This is a genomic window from Paraburkholderia tropica, from assembly GCF_914484835.1.
Classification (GTDB): Bacteria; Pseudomonadota; Gammaproteobacteria; order Burkholderiales; family Burkholderiaceae; genus Paraburkholderia; species Paraburkholderia tropica_A.
In genome coordinates, this window is record NZ_CAJZAR010000072.1 from 1 (window position 1) to 17,345 (window position 17,345).

A 17,345-nucleotide genomic window follows, 5' to 3' on the forward strand; every position below is an offset into this window, starting at 1 on the left:
GCGCCTGCGCGGCGGCGTCGCCGCGCAGCAGCACGTTAAGACGCGGCGCGGCGCGCACGGCGAAAGCGAGCACGACGGCAAGCGCCGCGAAAGCGGGCCACGGCGCGGCCACGCCGTTGAGATCGCCGGTCAGCCAGAACAGCATGCCGCGCAGACGCGCATCGGGCGCGAGCGTCAGCAGCAAGGTGATCAGCGCGCCCCACCCGGCCGCCGTGACGGCGCCCGTGAGCAGCAGACGCGGCGCGCTGTCCTGCGGCTCGCCGCGCCACAACTCGCGGCGCGCGAGACCGAGCACGAGCAGGATCGACACGAACGCGCCCGCGCAGGCGCTCGCCTGCACGGCCCACGTCGCGAGGCCCGCGATCATCGCGCACAACGCGAACGCCGCCGCGCCGCCCGAGACGCCGAGCACATACGGCTCCGCGAGCGGATTGCGCAGCAGCACCTGCAGCAGCGCGCCCGCGAGCGCGAGCAACGCACCGCACGCAAAGCCGCCGAGCGCGCGCGGCACACGCAAGGTACGGACGATTTCGGTGGTCATGTCGCTCGCGCCGGTGAGTGGCGTCGACATCGACGTCGATGGCGCGAGCGCATGCAGCGCCTGCGCGAACGTCACCGGCACGCTGCCGATCAGCAGCGACGCCGCGAACACCACGAGCGCCGCGAGCGCGAGCACGCACCAGATGACCGCCGCGCGACGCGCGTTCATGCCGCGACGCGGCGGCGCGCCACGCACGCCAGGCGCGTTCGGCGAGCGCTCGCGCGCGTGGCGCGGTTCATCGGGACTGGCGGTTCGCATCCTGGGTTCGGCGTGGCTGGGGTAATGGCGCGCTTACGTGCGGTTCGTGCGGTCGGTGCAGTACGTCGCGGCGTGTCGCAAATTCGAGATGTCGAGATGTTATAACGCGCTGCGCATTTGGCTGCGGATTCTCGCATCGGCATCGCGAGGCCAGGCATCGCGATGCCTACGCGTCGGGATGCACAAACGGATGCACGTCGGATGCAAATCGGACGTCCATCGGAAGCACTTCGGAAGCACTTCGCGCCCTCATTCGCAATGCGCACTACACGCGCAAGCAAAATGCAGCCGGAAAAAGGCGCAAAAAAATGAGGAAGTGGCGTCGAGCGAACGTCAAGAAAGCGCGATTATTGCCGTAAACGTGGCGATCGAACGTGAGCGCGCTTCGGACTCTGCTCGGCAAAATATGTTCCCGCAGCGCCATGCGCAACACGTCAAAGTTCAAAAAACGCAAGATGCAGGCACGAAGCGGGGCTGTTACGTCTGGAAACGACGCAATTATCGGAATACGCCGCAATCCGCGCTAGAATGCCTGTCTTTAGAGGACGCAGCACATGCTCAACGAACTCGAAACACTCTCACAAAACATCGGGCGGCTGATCGAGATCAATCAGCGCCATCACGAAGCACGCGTGGCGCTCGAAGAGCAACTCGCACAACTTCAAGCGCAATGCGAAGCCACGCGCACGGAACTCGAGCAGGTGCGCGAGGAGCGCAACGCGCTGCAAGCCGAACGCGATGGTCTGTCGGCGAAGATCGACGACGCCCAGGTCCGCCTGAACGCGATCCTCGAAAAGCTGCCGCGCGCACGCGCCGGCGCCGACCGTGACAGTCAGCTCGATCTGCTCGAACCGCAGCAAAGCGCCGACGACGACAACGCCGCTCGCCACGGAGAAAATGCATGACGACCAAACAGATCGAAGCGACCATTCTCGGCCAGAGCTATCGCCTCGCCTGTTCGCCTGAAACCGAAGCGGCGCTGCTCGAAGCGGTGGCGCGCGTCGACGCGGAAATGTCGAAGATCCGCAATCACAGCAACGTGCGCGGGCAAGACCGCATCGCCGTCATGGCGGCGCTTTCGCTCGCCTCGGAACTGCTGCGTTTGCAGACCAGCGTGCGTCACGGCGAAGCATTCCCTGCCGAGGAAATCCGTCGTACAATGCGCCAAATGAATGAACAGCTTGGCGCAGTGATCCAGCAATATGGCGTGCAATAAAACCGCCGCTGAATAATGCGCTAGAATGGTCTTCATCGAAACGTAGGAAGTGAATACGTTTCTAAACAGGTTTAAGCAGCTGTGGTTGTCATCAACGGCAGTTGCAATCAGTTCAGCTTCCCTGCCTGGTTCGCCAAGGTCATATATTCCTTGAACCAATGCCATGTGCACGGTTGCGGAAATTTGTAGCACGGGTGTGCGCGTCACTTGTCTGATGTACCCGAAGTGCTGCTAACTGCGACCAATTCTGAACCTCAGGTTCAGGATGCCGGCCTAGCGGCTAAGGCGGGGACCTATTCGAACGGCATCGGACACGCGTCCGATGCCGTTTTCCTTTTGTCGTCCCCTTTCTCCCCTTCTCCTTCGAATCGATCTTCACGTCATGCGCTACTGGCTGATGAAGTCCGAACCCGACGAAGCGAGCATCGACGATCTCGCCAACGCGCCGCAGCACTCGCTGCCCTGGACCGGCGTGCGCAACTATCAGGCGCGCAACTTCATGCGCGACACCATGCAGATCGGCGACGGCGTCCTCTTCTATCATTCGAGCTGTCCCGAACCGGGCATCGCGGGCCTCGCGCAAGTGTCGTCGACGGCCTATCCCGATCCCACGCAGTTCGATCCCAAGAGCCCTTACTACGACGCGAAATCCACGCAGGAAACGCCGCGCTGGATGCTCGTCGACGTGGTGTTCAAGAAGAAGTGCGCGTTGATTGCGCTCGCCACGCTGCGCGAGCATGACGAACTCGCCGAGATGCGCGTGCTCGCCAAGGGCAATCGCCTTTCGATTACGCCGGTCACGCGCGCCGAGTGGGACTTCATCACGAAGCGGCTGATGTAGCCGCGATGTAGCCTGATTTCCAGCGCTCAATCTTCAAACTTTGCAAAACAGCCCGCGCGCGGGAACCCGCACGGGAACCCCACACGCGGCGCATCGCCTAACCAGCACGCCCGGCCGCATCACACAACCCGCCGCGGCCCCGTACATGCAGCCGACACGCGCGCGCGAACTTCAGCACAATCATGCGCTCGTGCCGGGGCGCGTCTGCGCAGTGAACACACAGGCAGCCGCGCGATGTAGCGGGCAGCCGCGCGCCGCTGGCGCACTCGTTCTGCAAGGAGCCTCAATGAAGAAAAGAACCGCCGTCACGCTCGCCGCTGCACTTTCCGCCGCCATTCCGCTCGCCCTGACGCTCGCGCCCAGCGCCGCATTCGCGCAGAGCGACGCGCGCTATCAGCCCTCGGGCGTGCTCTCGCTGTCGGCCCAGGCGAGCGCCGAGGTGCCGCAGGACGTCGTCACGATCACCCTGTTCTACGAGCAGGAAGCGAGCGATCCCGCGTCGCTGACCGCCACGCTCAATCAGCGCGCCGACTCGGCGCTGCAAAAGGCCAAGGGCGTCGCCGGCGTGACCGCGCGCTCGGGCCAGTTCTCGATCTATCCGTCCACCGACCGCGACGGCCGCATCTCCGCATGGCGCGGCCGCACCGAGGTCGTGCTCGAATCGCGCAACTTCGCAGCGGCATCGAAACTCGCGGGCGATATTTCGTCGGTCATGCAGGTGGGCAACGTGGCGTTCTCGCTCTCGCCCGAAGCGCAGCGCGCCGCCGAGCAGAAGCTGTCGAGCGAGGCGATCGCGTCGTTCCGCGACCAGGCGTCCGCGAATGCGCGCGCGTTCGGCTACAGCGGCTACGCGATCCGCGACGTGAACGTGGGCCACTCTGGCGTGCCGCCGCGTCCGATGATGATGATGAGCGCGCGCGCCGCCAGCGCCGACGCGAAGATGGCGCCCATGCCGCTCGAAGGCGGTACGTCCACGGTGACGGTCAACGTCTCGGGCTCGGTGCAGATGAAGTAAGCGCGACGCGCTCGCACACGGGCACACGCTCGCGCGCAAAACAAAAAAGCCACGGCAGACGCCGTGGCTTTTTTCATGACACTTCAGCGTTTCGCTTCAGCTTTTCGCGGCAGCCGTCTGCTGCGTACCATTCGTGCGTTTCGCGCGGCGATACGCCCAGATCATCAGCAGCACGCCCACGATGATCATCGGCAGCGAGAGCCACTGCCCCATCGACAGACCGAGCGCGAGCAGGCCGAGGAAGTCATCGGGTTCACGCGCGAATTCCACCGTGAAGCGCGCGAGGCCGTAGCCGATCAGGAACATCGCCGAAATCGCGCCCACGGGACGCTGCTTGCGCGAGAACAGGATCAGCACGAAGAACAGCGCAATGCCTTCGAGCGCGATCTCGTACAGCTCGGACGGATGGCGCGGCAGCAGATGATATTGCGCGAACACTTCGCTCAGATGCCACTTCGCGGCCAGCGCCGGATGCGTTTGCAGCCAGGCGGCGTCGTCGTTCGCGGCGCCGGGGAACATCATCGCCCACGGCGAATCCGGCGAGGTCACGCGGCCCCACAGTTCGCCGTTGATGAAGTTGCCCAGACGCCCGGCGGCGAGACCCGTCGGCACCATCGGCGCGACGAAGTCGGTGACCTGCAGCCACGTGCGCCCGCGCTGCCACGCGAACAGGACCATCGCGAAGGTCACGCCGAGGAAGCCGCCGTGGAAGGACATGCCGCCTTCCCACACCTTGAAGATGTCGAGCGGATGCGCGAAGTACCAGCTCGCCTTGTAAAACAGCACGTAGCCGAGTCGCCCGCCGAGGATGGTGCCGAGCACGCCGTAGAACAGCATGTCGTCGATGTCCTTGGCGGTCCAGCCCTGCGCGGCCACGTAGGGCAGGCGCAGGCGCAGACGGCCGATCACGATCGCGAGAATGAAGCCGACGAGATACATGAGGCCGTACCAGCGCACGGCGAGCGGCCCCAGATGGATGGCGACGGGGTCGAAATTCGGGTGGATGAGCATCGTGAAGTGGATTCTTGTCGGCGGTGAGCTTGAAAGCGGGTTGCAAGATACGCCACGCGGGTTGCACGTTACGCGGCGCCGAGGGGTGACATTATCGCCGACGCCGGGGCGTGCGAGCCAAAATGCACATGTCGCGTTGACTCAGGATTTTAAGGGACAGGGATGAAGCCGCCGTGCACACGCCTCCGCGGCGCAGACTTCACGCGTCCCGCTTTGCGTTCACCGTCGCCGCATGCGCGCGCACGATCTCGATGAAGGCCGCCAGCACCGGGCTCACCTCCTCCGCGCGCCAGACGAGCCCCGTTTTAATCGTCGGCACGGCCTGCGCGAGCGGCCGGTAGACCACGCCCGTGCGCCGCAGATGCCGCAGCGATTGCGGCACGAGCGCGACGCCCATGCCCGCCGAGACGAGGCTCACGATCGTCTGCATCTGGATTGCCTCCTGACCCACGCGCGGCGCGAGCCCGGCCGCGCCGTAGCAGTCCATGATCGTGTCGTGGAATCCGGGGGCCAGATGACGCGGAAACACGACGAGCGGCACATCGGCGAGATCGCGCAGGTTCACGGGCGTGGCGCACCAGCCGTCGTCGGCGTCCGGCTCAACATCCGCCACGGCTTCCGGGCCGCCGATCTGCGCCGAGAGCGCGGCAGGCATCGCGATCACCAGCGGCTCGCGCGCGACCGGCAGATACGCAAGCTGCGCCGCGTGGCGCGGCGGCACGGGCGCGATCACGAGGCCCGCGTCGATGCGCCCCGCCACCAGTTCGTCCACCTGCACGTCGCTGGTCGCCTCGGCCAGTTGCAGGCGCACACGCGGATAACGCGCGCCGAAGTCGCGCAGCAAGAGCGGCAGCAGCCCGTAGTCGGCGGTCGAGACGAAGGCCAGCGCCAGCACGCCCGCCTCGCCGCGCGCGAGGCTCTGCGCGAGCGGCCGCAGCGCCTCCGCCGACGCCAGAAGGCGCCGCACCTCGGGCAGCAGGTCGGCGCCCACGGCCGTCAGTTCGACCGAGCGGCGCGTGCGCGCGAACAGTTCCACGCCCAGCGCGTCTTCGAGCGCGCGGATCGCCTGCGAGAGCGGCGGCTGCGTCATCGACAGACGCGCGGCGGCGCGGCCGAAATGCTGCTCCTCGGCCACTGCCACGAAGTAGCGCAACTGGCGCAGATCGGGACTCGCGAGACTCATCGTGCGCGCTCCATTGATATGTTTTTCGACTCAATAAGCCACGAATAATATATTGGACATTGCGCTCGCGACACACCATCCTGACACGCACGTCCCCACAACAATCGCAATCGAGACACGGAGCGTCCCCATGGCATACAACCGTCGTTCGAAGCACATCACGCAAGGCGTCGCGCGCTCGCCGAACCGATCGATGTTTTACGCGCTCGGCTACGAGAAGGCCGACTTCGACAAGCCGATGATCGGCGTCGCCAACGGCCACTCGACCATCACGCCCTGCAACGCGGGCCTGCAACGGCTCGCCGACGCCGCCGTGGACGCGCTCAAGGGCGCCGACGCCAACGCCCAGACCTTCGGCACGCCGACCATCTCCGACGGCATGTCGATGGGCACCGAAGGCATGAAGTACTCGCTCGTCTCGCGCGAAGTGATCGCCGACTGCATCGAGACCTGCGTGCAGGGCCAGTGGATGGACGGCGCGGTCGTGATCGGCGGCTGCGACAAGAACATGCCGGGCGGCATGATCGCGCTCGCACGCATCAACGTGCCGGGCATCTACGTCTACGGCGGCACGATCCGGCCGGGCCACTGGAAGGGCAAGGACCTGACCATCGTCTCGGCGTTTGAGGCGGTCGGCGAGTTCACGGCGGGCCGCATGAGCGAGGAGGATTTCGAGGGCGTCGAGCAGAACGCGTGTCCGTCGACGGGCTCGTGCGGCGGCATGTACACGGCCAACACGATGAGTTCGTCGTTCGAGGCGCTCGGCATGTCGCTGCTCTATTCGTCGACGATGGCGAACCCCGATCAGGAGAAGGTGGATTCGGCGGCGGAGTCGGCGCGCGTGCTCGTCGAAGCGGTGAAGAAGGATCTCAAGCCGCGCGACATCATCACGAAGGCGTCGATCGAAAACGCCGTGGCGCTGATCATGGCGACGGGCGGCTCGACCAATGCGGTGCTGCACTATCTGGCCATCGCGCACGCCGCCGAAATCGACTGGACCATCGACGACTTCGAGCGCATGCGCAAGAAGGTGCCGGTGATTTGCGACCTGAAGCCCTCGGGCCAGTACGTCGCCACCGATCTGCACGCGGCGGGCGGCATTCCGCAGGTGCTCAAGCTGCTGCTCGACGCGGGCCTGCTCAACGGCGACTGCATGACCATCACGGGCAAGACGATCGCCGAAGAACTCAAGGACGTGCCGTCGAAGCCGCGCGCCGACCAGAAGGTGATCTATCCGATCGACCAGGCGCTCTACAAGGAAGGCCACCTCGCGATTCTGAAGGGCAACCTCGCGACCGACGGCGCGGTCGCCAAGATCACGGGGCTGAAGAATCCGGTGATCACCGGCCCGGCGCGCGTGTTCGACGACGAGCAGAGCGCGATGGACGCGATCCTCGCCGACAAGATCCAGGCCGGTGACGTGGTCGTGCTGCGCTACCTCGGGCCGAAGGGCGGACCGGGCATGCCGGAGATGCTCGCGCCCACTTCGGCGATCATCGGCAAGGGGCTCGGCGAAACGGTCGGGCTCATCACCGACGGGCGCTTTTCGGGCGGCACGTGGGGCATGGTGGTCGGGCACGTCGCGCCCGAGGCGTTCGAAGGCGGCACGATCGCGCTGGTGCAGGAAGGCGATTCGATCACCATCGACGCGCACAAGCTGCTGCTGCAGCTGAATATCGACGACGCCGAACTCGCGCGCCGCCGCGCCGCGTGGAAGCAGCCCGCGCCGCGTTACACGCGCGGCGTGCTCGCGAAGTTCGCGGCGCTCGCGCGGCCTGCCAACAAGGGCGCCGTCACGGGCTAGGCACGCGGTCCCGGCACAGCGGCTGTGACAACGCAAAGGGCGCACGGAAAATCCGCGCGCCCTTTGCTCTTATAATGCGTCGACACAGCCGGCGCCTACGCTGGCGGAGACCAGCATGAAACAGAAGTCGCAAGCGAAGAACAAGACAGCGACGCTCGCCGCCGCGCTCACGCTCACGTTCGGCCTCGCCGCGTCGGACGCGCAGGCGCAGAACGGCCCCGGCGGACTCGCCCTGGCCCAGCAGCAGAACTGCATGAGCTGCCATTCGGTCACGCGCACGTTCATGGGCCCCGCGCTGCGCGACGTGGCCGCGAAATACGCAGGCAAGCCCGACGCGCAGAACTATCTCGCGCACAAGATCGCGGAAGGCAGCAGCGGCGTCTGGGGGATGGTGCCCATGCCCGCCAACACGCAGTTGAGCCCCGGCCAGGCGGCGACGCTCGCGAGCTGGATTCTCACGCTGAAATAACGAACGAGCACACGAAGAACAGCGCACGAAGAAACGCGTACAAAGCAACGCGCAAGACAGCACGCGCAATCAAGACGCGTGCGGCGCGCGCACATCGTGACGCGCCGCAGCGAAAGCGATCAGCGAAGCAAGATCAGGAAGCGTGCAGACGCGCTGCACATCACCCCGCTCAGACTTCGTGAGAACCGGTATGTCCGGCGCGCGCGGCCAGCTCCTCGCGCACGGCGGCCTTCACCCAGCCCTTCAATTCCGTTTCGAGTGCGAGACCGATCTCGCGTGAAACCTGCCCGACGATCCAGTGCGCGTGCTCCTGCATCGCGGCGCTGCAACGCGCCTCGATCACGCCGCGCCCTTCGCCGGTGAGCCAGCTCAAGGCGCGTCCGCGCAGACGCTCGACGAGCGCGTCGGCGTCGTGGGCGAAAAGACCTTCGGGTTCGTAAGCCGCCGACGATGGCACGGCCGGCTGAGCAGAAGGCGGCGCGGAGAACTGCGGCTCGGATGCCGCATGTGCCGCATGCGCCGCCGCGAACGCCGCAACGCCCGCGGGCAAAGCCGGCTCGGGCGGCACGAACGACATGTGCGGCTCGAAGCGGTCGACCAGTTCGGGCAGATCGTCGTGCTCGACAGGGCCGGGGGCAACCCGATGATCGGCATGAGCGGCTTCGTCCGCATGAACGGCCGCATGGGGCGCATCGGCCTGCGGCGCCGCAACGTGCTCGAACGGCGAGCGCGCGCGCAGCAGGTTGCCGTTGACCAGCACCTCGTCCAGCATGGGAATCGGCGCCTCTTCGACGTCGTGGAGATCGGGCATGATCGCCTCCTTCGAAAGTCGGTCAAGCAAGGCGGGGCGCGTCAACTGCCTTGCTTGTAGTTGTTCAGCGCATAGCCGCGATCGCGATAGAAGCGGTAGCGCTCGCGCCCGGACGCGAGTTCCTCGGGCGCGTCGCCGATCACTTCGAGCAGGCGCTCGAAGCGGGCGAACTGCGGCGGCACCTCAGCGCCGAGATTGAGCAGCACGCGATGATGCGGCGCGCGCTCGAGGTCCGTGGCGAGCACGATGGGCGTCTCGGCCGCGTGCGCGCTGTCGGCCATGCAATGCGGCACGAAGTCGAGCGGCGAAAACGTCCACAGCATCTCGTCGAACGCGCGCAGGCGTCCAGGCTCGGCCAGCACCACTGCCTGCTGGCCCGCCTGATACGCCTTGCGCACGAGACGGCACGCGTACAGCAGCGAGTCGCCGACATTCGTATGAAAGTCGATGCGCGTCATGCCCGCCCCGCCGCTATTTTCATGCCTGCCCCGCTTTGCACTGCCAGCATCATTGCGAAGCGCGATCGATCAGGAATTGCGCCAGCAGCGGCACCGGACGGCCCGTCGCGCCCTTCGCCGCGCCACTCTTCCATGCGGTGCCCGCGATGTCGAGGTGCGCCCACGGATACGCTTCGGTGAAGCGCGAGAGGAAGCACGCCGCCGTCACGCTGCCCGCCGGACGCCCGCCGATATTGGCGAGATCGGCGAAATTCGACTTCAGCTGATCCTGATACTCGTCGTCGAGCGGCAGACGCCAGGCCGGATCGCTCGCTTCGCGCGAGGCGTCGAGCAGCTCGCCCGCGAGCGCGTCGTCCTTCGAGAACAGGCCGCTGTTGTGATGACCGAGCGCGATGATGCAGGCGCCCGTCAGCGTGGCGATGTCGATCACGGCGGCCGGCTTGAAGCGTTCGGCGTAAGTGAGCGCGTCGCACAGGATCAGGCGGCCTTCGGCGTCGGTGTTGAGCACTTCGACCGTGAGGCCCGCCATCGTCGTGACGATGTCGCCCGGCTTGGTGGCGTTGCCCGCGGGCATGTTTTCGCACGCCGGGATGATGCCGATCACATTGAGCTTCAGGCCCATTTCGGCGACCGCGCGGATCGTGCCGAGCACCGAGCCCGCGCCGCACATGTCGTACTTCATCTCGTCCATGCCCTCGCCGGGCTTGAGCGAAATGCCGCCGGTGTCGAACGTGACGCCCTTGCCGACCAGCACGACCGGCGCCGACTTCGCGCTGGCGCCCTGGTAATGCAGCACGATGAATTGCGGCGGTTCGACCGAGCCCTTTGTTACAGAAAGAAACGAACCCATCTTGAGCGCTTCGATCTGACGCTGGCCCAGCACCTCGACCTTGAGCTTCCAGTCGCGCGCGAGCTTCTTCGCGGTGGCGGCCAGATAGGTCGGCGTGCAGACGTTGCCCGGCAGGTTGCCGAGGTCGCGCGTGAGGTCCATGCCGTTGGCGAGCGCCACGGCCTGCTTGGCGGCGACCTTCGCCACCTTCTCGTCGGCGGCGTCGACGCTGAACACCGTGCGCTTGAGCGCGCGCTGCGTGACGTCGGGCTTGCTCTTCATCTGCGTGAAGCGGTAGGTCTCGGTGCGCAGGACCTGAATGGCGGCGCGCACGCCCCATTCGCTGGTGCGCTCCTTGATGGGCAGCTGCGCGAGCGTGAAGGTCACCTGGGCGATGCGCGTGCCGAGGATCGCGCGCCATGCCGCACGCGCGGCATCGTTATAGGCTTTCTGGCCGAATGCATCCTGCTTGCCGAGACCGACCAGCAGAACCCGCGACGCGCCGATGCCCGTCACTTCGGGCAGGAACAGCGTGGAGCCGGCTTTACCGTCGATATCGCCGGCCTTCACGACGCGGGCGATCATGCCGCCGAGCGCCGCATTGAGCGCGAATGCCGCGCCCGAGAGGGTTTGGGCCTCGAAGACGCCCACCACGACGCAATCCGACTTGCCGGTCAGGAAGGGGCCTTCCCCGCCTTTGCTCCAATCACAGGCTTTTATGCTAAAGTCCATCGCGCTTGTCCTCGGATAAAATCAGGGCTTAGGATGAAAGCCGCAATTATCCGCTATTTTTCCCGCGGCGGCTCCTCGGCGGTTGCGCGAAAGGCGCGGCGCCTGGTCCGAGCCGCCCGCCCTGCCCATCTAGAATGATCTTCGAACGTTCCCTGCAGCGCGAACTCGCGTACACGGCTGGCGCTGTGTTCATGGTTCTGCTCACGATCATGCTGACGACGATGATGATCCGCATCGTCGGTTTCGCCGCTTCGGGCCAGATCGACCCGCGCGACGTGCTGGTCCTGATCGGCCTGACCGTGATCGGCTATCTCGCCGTGATGCTCATCGTCACGCTCTTCGTGTCGATCCTGTTCGTCCTCACGCGCTGGTACAAGGATTCCGAAATGGTCGTCTGGCTCGCCTCCGGGGTGAGCCTCACGCGCCTGATCAAGCCGATCGCCGTGTTTTCCACGCCGATCATCCTGGCGATCGTCTTTTTCGCGTTCATCGGCTGGCCGTGGTCGAACGCGCAGAGCAAGCTCATTCGCGCGCGCTTCCAGCAGCGCGACGAGGTGTCGCTGCTTGCGCCGGGCCAGTTCCGCGAATCGCCCACCACGCACCGCGTGTTCTTCATCGAGTCCATGAGCCCCGACCAGGGGCGCGTGGAAAACGTGTTCGTCACGAGCACGGAGAACGGCAAGGTCAACGTCATCGTCTCGAAGACCGGCCACACGGAAACCACGAAAAACGGCGACCGCTTCGTGGTGCTCGAAAACGGCCGCCGCTACGACGGCGAGCCGGGTCATCCCGACTTCCGCATTTCCGAATTCCAGCGCTACGGCGTCAAGGTCCAGAGCCAGCCGGTCGTGAACACGCCGTCGGCCAGTTCGACCTCCACGCCCGATCTGCTGCGCCACCCCACCGAAGACAATCTCGGCGAATTCGCCTGGCGCGCGGGCCTGCCGCTGATCGCGATCAATCTGATGCTGCTGGCGATCCCGCTTGCGTATCAGAATCCGCGCCGCAGCCGCACGATCAACCTCGTGATGGCCGTGTTGATCTATCTCACGTACTCGAATCTGCTCAACGTCGTCCAGTCGCAGATCGAGCAAGGCAAGATGTCGTTCGGCCTCGGGATCGCGGTGCTGCACGTGATCGTGCTCGCGCTCGTGGTCTTCATTTTCTGGCTGCGTGTGCGCAACCGGCCGCTCTTTACACGCGCGATGTTCAGCCGCGCGTCGCAGGGGAACTGACCGATGCGCATTTACGAGAAATACTTCGCGCGTCAGGTCTACCTGACGTTCGTGTTCATCCTGTTCGCCTTCTCGGGTCTGTTCTTCTTCTTCGACCTGATCAACGAACTGAACTCGGTCGGCCACGGCAATTACAAGTTCGCCTACGCGGTGCTGCGCGTGGGCTTGCAGGCGCCGTCGCGGCTCTATGAAATCATTCCCGTCGCGGCGCTGATCAGCGCGATCTATGTGTTCGCGCAGATGGCGGCCAGCTCGGAATTCACGATTTTCCGCGTCTCGGGTCTCGCGACCGGCCAGGCGCTGCGCTCGCTGCTCAAGATCGGCGTGCCGCTCGTGCTGCTCACCTATCTGATCGGCGAAGTCGTGGGCCCGTACACCGACCAGCTTTCGGAGCGCGTGCGTCTCGAAGCGCTGGGCTCGGCCGTGTCGAGCAACTTCCAGTCGGGCGTGTGGGTGAAGGACACGCTCACGGCGCGCGTCGACGGCGAGCAGGTCACGCGTTTCGTGAACGTCGGCAAGCTGCAGCCGGACGCGACCATCACCGACGTGCGCATCTACGAATTCGACAAGCAGTTCAAGCTCTCGAACGTGCGCATCGCGAAGACCGGCACCTATCAGCCGCCGGGCCACTGGCTGCTCAAGGACGTGACCGACACCGAACTGACGAGCGTGCCGCCGCCGCCGAACACGCCGACCGACGCGCTCGCGCCCGTCTATCGCGCGAGTCAGACGGCGCTGCCCGAATACTCGCTGCGCTCGGAACTGACGCCGCAGATTCTCTCGGTGCTGCTGGTGTCGCCGGACCGGATGTCGATGTTCAACCTGTTCCGCTACATCCAGCATTTGCAGGAAAACCATCAGGACACGCAGCGCTATGAAATCGCGCTGTGGCGCAAGCTGCTCTACCCGTTCGCGGTGTTCGTGATGCTGGTGCTCTCGCTGCCGTTCGCGTATCTGCATACGCGCGCGGGCGTGGTCGGCATGAAGGTGTTCGGCGGCATCATGCTCGGCATGAGCTTCCAGCTCGTCAACACGCTGTTCTCGCACATCGGCAACCTGAGCAGTTGGCCCGCGCCGCTTACAGCGGCCACGCCCGCGCTGATCTATCTCGCGCTCGGCCTAATCGGGCTGAAGTGGGTCGACCGGCACTAGCGGCGCACGTAGATCAGGGAGAATCGACGATGGGCACGCACGGCATGATTCTCTTCGGCCACGGCGCGCGCGACGCACGCTGGAAAGAGCCGTTCACGCGCCTCGCCGCAAAGCTCGCGGCGGCGCGCGGCGCTGACGGCGCCGAACACGAGAGCGGCCCCGTCGCCCTCGCCTTCCTCGAACTCATGGAACCCAGCCTGCCCGACGCCATCGCCGCGCAGGCCGCGCAAGGCTGCACGGTCATCACCGTGGTGCCGGTGTTCTTCGGCCAGGGCGGACATATCCGCCGCGATCTGCCCGCGCTCGTCGCGCAATGCCAGGTCGCGCATCCGGGCGTGCAGATCCGCTGCGCCACCGCCGTTGGCGAGGACGATGGCGTGCTCGACGCGATCGTCGGCTATTGCCTCACGCACGCGTCGCCCGGCGACGACTGAGTCCGTCGCGCTAAGGCGCGTCGGCGCGTCAGCGCGTCTAACAGCGCAAAAGAAAAGGGCCGCTTTTCAGCGGCCCTGTTCCCTTCTGCTTTCGTGCTAGCCCTACGCACAACCCCCGTTTTTTATGCTTTACGCGGCGGCGCGGCGCGGATCCTGTTCGTCCTGCATCGTGTCGTGCGAACCAGCGGCCTCGCCTTCCTGCTGCGCGGCGCGCGCGCGAAACGCCTCGCCGATCATCAGCAGGCTCGGCTGCGCCGCGTCGAGCCAATCCTGCGCCTCGCCCGCCTGCAGGCGCGCCAGCGTCAGCGTGAGCGAGCGCTCGCGCGCGGTGCTGCACGCCTCGACGATCGCCACCGGCGTCTCGCCCGCGCGGCCCGCTTCGATCAGCTGGCGCGCGATCTCGGGCGCGCTGTCGCGGCCCATGTAGAACACCAGCGAATCGGCGTTCACGTGCTCGCGAATTTCCTCGCTGCCCGCCGCGCGCGAATACGTGGCGAGCGCCACGCTGCGCGACACGCCACGCAGCGTCAGCGAGCGTTGCAGCGTCGCCGCGCTCGCGAGCGCCGCCGTGATGCCCGGCACGATTTCATACTCGATGCCCGCCGCTTCGAGCGCGCGCATTTCTTCGTCGGCGCGGCCGAACAGCATCGGGTCGCCGCCCTTCAGGCGCACGACCACGTCGTGCTCCAGCGCGGCATCGACGAGTTGCTTGTTGATGAAGTGCTGCGCCGTCGAGCGTTGCCCGCAGCGCTTGCCGACCGCGATGAACTTCGCGTCGCGCGGCGCGTACTCGAGCATCGCCGGCTCGACGAGCGCGTCGTGCAGGACGACCTGCGCCTGCCCGAGCAGACGCGCGCCGCGCACCGTGATGAGATCCGCGGCGCCCGGTCCGGCGCCGATCAGATAGACCTTGCCCATTTGCTAGAAGACTCCAAAACCGCACGCGCTGGACGCGCAAGCCAGGCGCTGCGCCGCGCGCCGCCACGTATCGTGAACCGGCGCGGGCGCGACGCGCAGCGGCGTCAGGCGGCGACTGCGCGGATCATGCCCGCGGCCACCGTGTGGTGCGTGGCTTCGTCGATGAGGACGAAGGCGCCGGTGCCCGGATGCACATCATACAGGTCCGCGACGAGCGGCTTTTGCAGCGTGAGCGAGACGCGGCCGATGTCGTTCATCGCCAGGTTGTGGCGGTCGACGGCGTGCGAGAGCGTATGCACGTCGAGCACTTCCTTGATCGCACCGATCTTCGCGAACACCGTGCTCGTGGTCTGCTTGAGCAGGTACTTGCGCTGCGGCGAGAGCGGCTCCTCGTCGAACCAGCAGAGGTCCGCTTCGAGCTTTTTGGCCGGTTGCGTGTCGTCGCCGGCCGGCACGAAGGTGTCGCCGCGCGAGACGTCGACGTCTTCCGCGAGACGGATCGTGACGGTCTGGCCCGCGAACGCGCGGTCGACCTGCGCCGTGCCGCCCGGCACCGGCGCGATGATTTCCGCGACCGTTGCTGCGCGGCCCGCCGGCAGCACCGTGATGGCGTCGCCGACCTTCACTTCGCCCGCTTCGACACGGCCCATGTAGCCGCGGAAGTCGTCGGCGCTCGAACCGTCCTGGCGCGCAACCCACTGCACCGGGAAGCGCAGCGCGTCGCCCGTCGCCTGCGCGACCGGCAGTTGCTCCAGCAGATCGAGCAGCGGCTCACCCACGTACCACGGCATACGCTCGCTCAGGCCGACGATGTTGTCGCCCTTGAGCGCCGACACCGGCACGAAACGCACGTTTTCCAGACCGAGCTGGCGCGCGAGTTCGACGTAGGCTTCGCGGATCAGGTTGAAGGTCGCTTCGCTGTAATCGACCAGATCCATCTTGTTGATCGCGACGATCACGTGTTGCAGACCGAGCAGCTTGACGATCGCGCTATGGCGCTTCGTTTGCGGCAGCAATTGCGTCACGCCGTTCTCGACCGTCACGCGCGTGGGGTCGATCAGGATGATCGCGGCGTGCGCCGTCGAGGCGCCCGTAACCATGTTGCGCGTGTACTGCTCGTGGCCTGGGGTATCCGCGATGATGAACTTGCGCTTGGCCGTGGCGAAGTAGCGATACGCCACGTCGATCGTGATGCCTTGCTCGCGCTCGGCTTCGAGGCCGTCCGTGAGCAGCGACAGGTCGATTTCGTCGCCGACCGTGCGCTTGTTCTTCGCGCGCGAAAGCGCCGAAAGTTGATCCGAAAGGACTGCCTTGCTGTCGTACAGCAGGCGGCCGATCAGCGTGCTCTTGCCGTCGTCCACGCTGCCCGCCGTGATGAAGCGCAGCACGCCGAGGTCTTCAGGTTGATGCGTCGTAACCATGTTCAATTCTTCCTCTGCGTGCTCTTTAGAAATAACCTTGCTTCTTGCGCTGTTCCATCGCGGCTTCCGACGCCTGGTCGTCCATGCGCGTGGCACCGCGTTCCGTGATTTCGGTCACGGCCGTTTCGGCGATGATCTTCTCGACGTTGTCGGCATCGCTCGCCACCGGGCAGGTGCAGCTGATGTCGCCCACGGTGCGGAAACGCACCTGCGCCATTTCGCTGACTTCGCCTTCCTTCATCGGCGTGAGCGGCGTGACCGGCACGAGCAGGCCGTTGCGGCGCACGATCTCGCGCTGGTGCGCGTAGTAGATCGACGGCAGTTCGAGCTTTTCGCGCTCGATGTATTGCCACACGTCGAGTTCGGTCCAGTTCGAGATCGGGAACACGCGCAGGTGTTCGCCGTTGTGCAGACGCGCGTTGTACAGGCTCCAGAGTTCCGGGCGCTGCGCCTTCGGGTCCCACTGGCCGAATTCGTCGCGGAACGAGAAGATGCGCTCCTTCGCGCGGGCCTTCTCTTCGTCGCGGCGCGCGCCGCCGATCATCGCGGTGTAGCCGTATTGATCGATGGTTTCGAGCAGCGTGACCGCTTGCGCGGCGTTGCGCGAGTCGGTTTCGCGGCGCAGACGCACCGTGCCCTTCTTGATCGAATCTTCGACGTGACCGACCACGAGTTCCGCGCCGATTTCAGCTGCGCGGCGATCGCGGAAGTCGATCACTTCTTCGTAGTTGTGGCCCGTGTCGATGTGAACGAGCGGGAACGGCAGCGAGGTCTTGCGGTTCGCGCCGAGACCGAACGCCTTGAGGGCGAGCGCCAGCACGACGACCGAGTCCTTGCCGCCCGAGAACAGCAGCGCCGGCTTGCTGCATTCGGCGACCAGTTCGCGCAGGATGTGGATCGACTCGGCTTCGAGCCAGTCGAGATGGTCCATGCGGTTCGCCGTCACCTGAAGCGGGGCGTTCACTGCGGAATCGAGCGTCGTGCTCATGTTCGGAATCCTTCGTCTGATCGCGCCCT

At 65.8% G+C, this 17,345-nt stretch carries 18 protein-coding genes and 1 other RNA gene; 10 read left to right on the forward strand and 9 right to left on the reverse strand.

Annotation, left to right across the window (positions count from 1 at the left end; translation table 11 throughout):
• On the reverse strand, positions 1-709 hold a 709-nt coding region (locus LDO54_RS27505), incomplete at its 3' end, for an iron chelate uptake ABC transporter family permease subunit (protein ID WP_224014071.1).
• A 644-nt stretch (positions 710-1,353) separates the two neighbouring features.
• Here LDO54_RS27505 and LDO54_RS27510 point away from each other — a divergent pair.
• The 5 genes from LDO54_RS27510 (at position 1,354) to LDO54_RS27530 (ending at position 3,871) form a co-directional block, all read left to right on the forward strand.
• Positions 1,354-1,704 (forward strand): ATPase, encoded by a 351-nt coding sequence (locus LDO54_RS27510; protein ID WP_176080467.1) that lies wholly within the window; start codon positions 1,354-1,356, stop codon positions 1,702-1,704.
• Entirely contained in the window at positions 1,701-2,015 is a 315-nt protein-coding gene (locus LDO54_RS27515) for a cell division protein ZapA (RefSeq protein ID WP_027816635.1), read from the forward strand. Before LDO54_RS27510 ends, LDO54_RS27515 begins: the two co-directional genes overlap by 4 nt.
• Positions 2,016-2,130: 115 nt before the next feature.
• Positions 2,131-2,311: non-coding RNA, 6S RNA (ssrS, locus tag LDO54_RS27520), on the forward strand.
• Between the two features lie 86 nt (positions 2,312-2,397).
• A complete protein-coding gene (locus tag LDO54_RS27525; RefSeq protein ID WP_224013923.1) occupies positions 2,398-2,856 on the forward strand; it encodes an EVE domain-containing protein in 459 nt (152 codons plus the stop codon).
• 286 nt (positions 2,857-3,142) lie between these two features.
• On the forward strand, positions 3,143-3,871 hold the full coding sequence (locus tag LDO54_RS27530; RefSeq protein ID WP_224013925.1) for an SIMPL domain-containing protein: 729 nt from the start codon (positions 3,143-3,145) through the stop codon (positions 3,869-3,871).
• 96 nt (positions 3,872-3,967) lie between these two features.
• Here the strand turns inward: LDO54_RS27530 and lgt are convergent, their stop codons facing one another.
• Entirely contained in the window at positions 3,968-4,882 is a 915-nt protein-coding gene (gene lgt / locus LDO54_RS27535; protein ID WP_224013926.1) for a prolipoprotein diacylglyceryl transferase, read from the reverse strand.
• 199 nt (positions 4,883-5,081) lie between these two features.
• The gene (locus LDO54_RS27540) at positions 5,082-6,065 is read right to left on the reverse strand and encodes a LysR family transcriptional regulator (RefSeq protein WP_224013929.1); all 984 of its coding nucleotides are present in this window, start codon (positions 6,063-6,065) and stop codon (positions 5,082-5,084) included.
• A 130-nt stretch (positions 6,066-6,195) separates the two neighbouring features.
• Here LDO54_RS27540 and ilvD point away from each other — a divergent pair, with 130 nt between their 5' ends.
• Entirely contained in the window at positions 6,196-7,869 is a 1,674-nt protein-coding gene (ilvD, locus tag LDO54_RS27545; protein WP_224013931.1) for a dihydroxy-acid dehydratase, read from the forward strand.
• Positions 7,870-7,984: 115 nt separating this feature from the next.
• Positions 7,985-8,338 carry a c-type cytochrome gene (locus LDO54_RS27550; protein ID WP_224013933.1) on the forward strand — a complete coding sequence of 118 codons (354 nt, stop codon included), beginning with the start codon at positions 7,985-7,987 and terminating at the stop codon, positions 8,336-8,338.
• A gap of 169 nt (positions 8,339-8,507) precedes the next feature.
• Here the strand turns inward: LDO54_RS27550 and LDO54_RS27555 are convergent, their stop codons facing one another.
• From LDO54_RS27555 to LDO54_RS27565, 3 genes are read right to left on the reverse strand one after another with little or no spacing between them, the layout of a single operon-like run.
• Positions 8,508-9,149 (reverse strand): DUF2486 family protein, encoded by a 642-nt coding sequence (locus tag LDO54_RS27555; RefSeq protein WP_224013935.1) that lies wholly within the window; start codon positions 9,147-9,149, stop codon positions 8,508-8,510.
• 41 nt (positions 9,150-9,190) lie between these two features.
• Positions 9,191-9,607 (reverse strand): DNA polymerase III subunit chi, encoded by a 417-nt coding sequence (locus LDO54_RS27560; RefSeq protein WP_065057321.1) that lies wholly within the window; start codon positions 9,605-9,607, stop codon positions 9,191-9,193.
• 49 nt (positions 9,608-9,656) lie between these two features.
• Complete coding sequence (locus tag LDO54_RS27565) at positions 9,657-11,168, reverse strand: leucyl aminopeptidase (protein WP_224013937.1); 1,512 nt, start codon at positions 11,166-11,168, stop codon at positions 9,657-9,659.
• A gap of 134 nt (positions 11,169-11,302) precedes the next feature.
• Between LDO54_RS27565 and lptF the strand changes: the two genes are divergently transcribed.
• The 3 genes from lptF to LDO54_RS27580 are packed head-to-tail and all read left to right on the forward strand — an operon-like array spanning position 11,303 to position 13,989.
• Positions 11,303-12,403, forward strand: coding sequence for an LPS export ABC transporter permease LptF (gene lptF / locus LDO54_RS27570; RefSeq protein WP_224013939.1), 1,101 nt, complete (start codon positions 11,303-11,305; stop codon positions 12,401-12,403).
• Positions 12,404-12,406: 3 nt separating this feature from the next.
• Positions 12,407-13,555 (forward strand): LPS export ABC transporter permease LptG, encoded by a 1,149-nt coding sequence (lptG, locus tag LDO54_RS27575; protein ID WP_224013941.1) that lies wholly within the window; start codon positions 12,407-12,409, stop codon positions 13,553-13,555.
• A 29-nt stretch (positions 13,556-13,584) separates the two neighbouring features.
• Positions 13,585-13,989 (forward strand): sirohydrochlorin chelatase, encoded by a 405-nt coding sequence (locus tag LDO54_RS27580; RefSeq protein ID WP_224013943.1) that lies wholly within the window; start codon positions 13,585-13,587, stop codon positions 13,987-13,989.
• A gap of 129 nt (positions 13,990-14,118) precedes the next feature.
• On the opposite strand, the gene cobA is transcribed toward LDO54_RS27580, so the two are convergent.
• The 3 genes from cobA to cysD form a co-directional block, all read right to left on the reverse strand.
• Positions 14,119-14,907: a uroporphyrinogen-III C-methyltransferase gene (gene cobA, locus LDO54_RS27585; RefSeq protein WP_224013959.1), complete on the reverse strand. Its 789-nt coding sequence runs from the start codon at positions 14,905-14,907 to the stop codon at positions 14,119-14,121.
• Positions 14,908-15,011: 104 nt separating this feature from the next.
• A complete protein-coding gene (locus tag LDO54_RS27590) occupies positions 15,012-16,328 on the reverse strand; it encodes a sulfate adenylyltransferase subunit 1 (protein ID WP_224013960.1) in 1,317 nt (438 codons plus the stop codon).
• Between the two features lie 25 nt (positions 16,329-16,353).
• On the reverse strand, positions 16,354-17,316 hold the full coding sequence (gene cysD / locus LDO54_RS27595; RefSeq protein ID WP_224013962.1) for a sulfate adenylyltransferase subunit CysD: 963 nt from the start codon (positions 17,314-17,316) through the stop codon (positions 16,354-16,356).
• Positions 17,317-17,345 lie beyond the last annotated feature (29 nt).

Coding starts and splice junctions, on each gene's coding strand:
- LDO54_RS27580 (WP_224013943.1), top strand. CDS start 13,585: ATGGGCACGCACGGCATGATTCTCTTCGGCCACGGCGCGCGCGACGCA.
- cysD (WP_224013962.1), bottom strand. CDS start 17,316: ATGAGCACGACGCTCGATTCCGCAGTGAACGCCCCGCTTCAGGTGACG.
- LDO54_RS27540 (WP_224013929.1), bottom strand. CDS start 6,065: ATGAGTCTCGCGAGTCCCGATCTGCGCCAGTTGCGCTACTTCGTGGCA.
- cobA (WP_224013959.1), bottom strand. CDS start 14,907: ATGGGCAAGGTCTATCTGATCGGCGCCGGACCGGGCGCCGCGGATCTC.
- lptF (WP_224013939.1), top strand. CDS start 11,303: ATGATCTTCGAACGTTCCCTGCAGCGCGAACTCGCGTACACGGCTGGC.
- LDO54_RS27515 (WP_027816635.1), top strand. CDS start 1,701: ATGACGACCAAACAGATCGAAGCGACCATTCTCGGCCAGAGCTATCGC.
- lptG (WP_224013941.1), top strand. CDS start 12,407: ATGCGCATTTACGAGAAATACTTCGCGCGTCAGGTCTACCTGACGTTC.
- LDO54_RS27560 (WP_065057321.1), bottom strand. CDS start 9,607: ATGACGCGCATCGACTTTCATACGAATGTCGGCGACTCGCTGCTGTAC.
- LDO54_RS27565 (WP_224013937.1), bottom strand. CDS start 11,168: ATGGACTTTAGCATAAAAGCCTGTGATTGGAGCAAAGGCGGGGAAGGC.
- ilvD (WP_224013931.1), top strand. CDS start 6,196: ATGGCATACAACCGTCGTTCGAAGCACATCACGCAAGGCGTCGCGCGC.
- LDO54_RS27530 (WP_224013925.1), top strand. CDS start 3,143: ATGAAGAAAAGAACCGCCGTCACGCTCGCCGCTGCACTTTCCGCCGCC.
- LDO54_RS27590 (WP_224013960.1), bottom strand. CDS start 16,328: ATGGTTACGACGCATCAACCTGAAGACCTCGGCGTGCTGCGCTTCATC.
- LDO54_RS27555 (WP_224013935.1), bottom strand. CDS start 9,149: ATGCCCGATCTCCACGACGTCGAAGAGGCGCCGATTCCCATGCTGGAC.
- lgt (WP_224013926.1), bottom strand. CDS start 4,882: ATGCTCATCCACCCGAATTTCGACCCCGTCGCCATCCATCTGGGGCCG.
- LDO54_RS27550 (WP_224013933.1), top strand. CDS start 7,985: ATGAAACAGAAGTCGCAAGCGAAGAACAAGACAGCGACGCTCGCCGCC.
- LDO54_RS27510 (WP_176080467.1), top strand. CDS start 1,354: ATGCTCAACGAACTCGAAACACTCTCACAAAACATCGGGCGGCTGATC.
- LDO54_RS27525 (WP_224013923.1), top strand. CDS start 2,398: ATGCGCTACTGGCTGATGAAGTCCGAACCCGACGAAGCGAGCATCGAC.